Origin of the sequence: Microvirga calopogonii (assembly GCF_003347665.1) — a bacterium.
In the GTDB taxonomy this organism is placed as follows: domain Bacteria; phylum Pseudomonadota; class Alphaproteobacteria; order Rhizobiales; family Beijerinckiaceae; genus Microvirga; species Microvirga calopogonii.
The window spans coordinates 1-2,224 of record NZ_QDGA01000224.1 but is presented as its reverse complement, the minus strand read 5'-3'; the positions used below and the strand labels follow the sequence as shown (position 1 = coordinate 2,224).

Annotated in this window: 1 protein-coding gene and 1 pseudogene; one reads left to right on the top strand and one right to left on the bottom strand. The window is 62.8% G+C overall.

Features of this window, described 5'->3' with window-relative positions:
* Positions 1-366 precede the first annotated feature (366 nt).
* Positions 367-993: pseudogene (locus DDF70_RS36050) on the bottom strand (IS630 family transposase); the annotation flags it as partial.
* Positions 994-1,050: 57 nt separating this feature from the next.
* Between DDF70_RS36050 and DDF70_RS36045 the strand changes: the two are divergent.
* Positions 1,051-2,106: an IS110 family RNA-guided transposase gene (locus tag DDF70_RS36045; RefSeq protein WP_114947574.1), complete on the top strand. Its 1,056-nt coding sequence runs from the start codon at positions 1,051-1,053 to the stop codon at positions 2,104-2,106.
* Positions 2,107-2,224 lie beyond the last annotated feature (118 nt).

Below are 2,224 nucleotides of genomic sequence, written 5' to 3'. Positions count from 1 at the left end.
CAAGACAATTCTTCAGACCGTGTCCGCCTGAATCTCAGCTCAAAATGAGGCGTGGGTAATTACTCCTCGCTCTATCAGGCACACGGTCGAGAAGAATTGGTACGCACGCTCGAGGGAAGACGCAAATGAAGAGACGGCCTCACGGTAGTATCCATCGAGAATAGCGTTTGCCCCAACCTCGAAGAGCATCTCGAATTTTTGTTGCTGAAGAAGAACTGTCTGCTTGTGTCCGTTCTCGCATGTGAACGTATAATTGTTTCCATCAAGCAGCTCGACTCTCTGCATGCCAAACACAGCCTTAATCGGATCCGCCTTTACACATTCGGTACAAACCAATCTGATCTTCAATTCTAGAGCATCGGACGGTTAAACGGACGCATAGCCGGCAGCTTTGAGGAAGTTCCAGCATTCTTGCGGCTCGAACAAGTTGCAGATGTCGCCGAGGGCGCGCCAGAGCGCGTCAAAGGTGCGGGCTTCGGCCTTGCGCAGGTGTGCCTTAATCTTAGCGAAGGCCTGCTCAATCGGGTTCATGTCTGGACTGTACGGAGGCAGAAACAGGAACCAAGCGCCGCGTTGCTTCAGGCACTGCGCGGCTTTCTCGCTCTTGTGGACGGCGAGGTTGTCGAGGATCACCACATCCCCTGTTCTGAGGCTCGGCGCGAGCTGTGTCTCGATGTAAGCCTCGAACGCCAACCGGGTGATCGGGCCATCAATCACCCACGGGGCGCTCAACTCGCTGCACCGCAGCCCTGCGATGAACGTGTGGGTTGTCCAGTGTCCAAAGGGAGCGCTCATGCGCAGCCGCTGGCCTTTGCGCGAGCGCCCGCGCAGGCGCGTCATCTTGGTGTTGACGTAGGTCTCGTCCAGGAACACCAAGCGGTGCGGCTCTTGGCGCATGCGGGGCTGACGCTGGGCATGCCAGACGCGGCGCTCATCCCGCACGTCGGCGCGTGCGCACTCCGCCGCCATCAGGGCTAATGGCATGGACCGGCCGTGCTCCCGGGTGGAGCATGGGAGCACGGGATTGTCCCGCAGCGAAGGAGCCCTGTCATGACACAGCAGACCACAGCTGAGACCATCGCCACCATCGGCATCGACCTGGGCAATACCACCTTCCACCTGATCGGCATGGATGCCCGCGGCAGGATCGTGCTGCGCCGCAAAGTCTCGCGCGGGCAGCTGTTGCCCTGCCTGGCCAATGTGCCGGTCTGCCTGATCGGCATGGAGGCCTGTGCCGGGGCTCATCACGTCGGGCGTCAGCTCGCCGCCCTCGGCCATGATGTCCGTCTGCTGCCGGCCCAGTACGTCAAACCGTTTCTCAAAGGGCACAAGAACGACTATCGCGATGCCGAGGCCATCGCCGAGGCGGCGCAACGTCCAACCATGCGCCCGGTGCCGCTGAAGTCGGCCGAGCAACTCGACTTGCAAGCCCTGCACCGGGTGCGCAGCCGCCTGGTCGGGCAGCGCACGGCGGTGATCAACCAGATCCGCGGCTTCCTGCTCGAGTGCGGCATCCCGGTGAGGCAGGGACTTGCCGGTTTACGAGAGGCTCTGCCCACTCTGCTGTCCCACCGCACGGACGTGCTCTCGCCGCGCATGATCCACCTGATCGAGGATCTGGCGGGAGACTGGCACCGGTTGGATGAGCGCATTGACGCGATCACCGGGGACATCACGGCTCTGGCCCGTCAGGAGGGGGGCTGCCAGCGGCTGATGGGGATCCCGGGCGTCGGCGTGATCACCGCCAGCGCCATGGTGGCGGCGATTGGCACCGGAGCGGCGTTTACCAAAGGCCGCGATTTTGCCGCCTGGCTCGGTCTCGTGCCCAAGCAGATCTCGACCGGCGGCCGCACCATCCTGGGTGGCCTGTCGAAGCGCGGGAACCGCTACTTGCGCACGCTGTTTGTCAGCGGCGCCCAAGTTCTCCTGCAACACCCGGGCCACTGGCATGGGCACGGCTTCGGCCGCTGGTTGGCCGCGGCACGGGCCCGGCTGCACCGGAATGTGCTGGCGGCCGCCTTGGCTAACAAGCTCGCGCGCATCGCCTGGAGCGTGCTGTCCCACGCGAACGGTTACGATCCGGAGTTTGCCGCACGGACGGCCTGAGCCTGCTCAGACGGCCGACAGTTCGAGGATAGAGTTCCCGCCGCGGTTCGCGAGAAGGATGTGACAGGATGGATGAACGGTTGCCCGGCGCATCGGAAACCTGATTAAAAAAATGGCC

Coding starts and splice junctions, on each gene's coding strand:
- DDF70_RS36045 (WP_114947574.1), top strand. CDS start 1,051: ATGACACAGCAGACCACAGCTGAGACCATCGCCACCATCGGCATCGAC.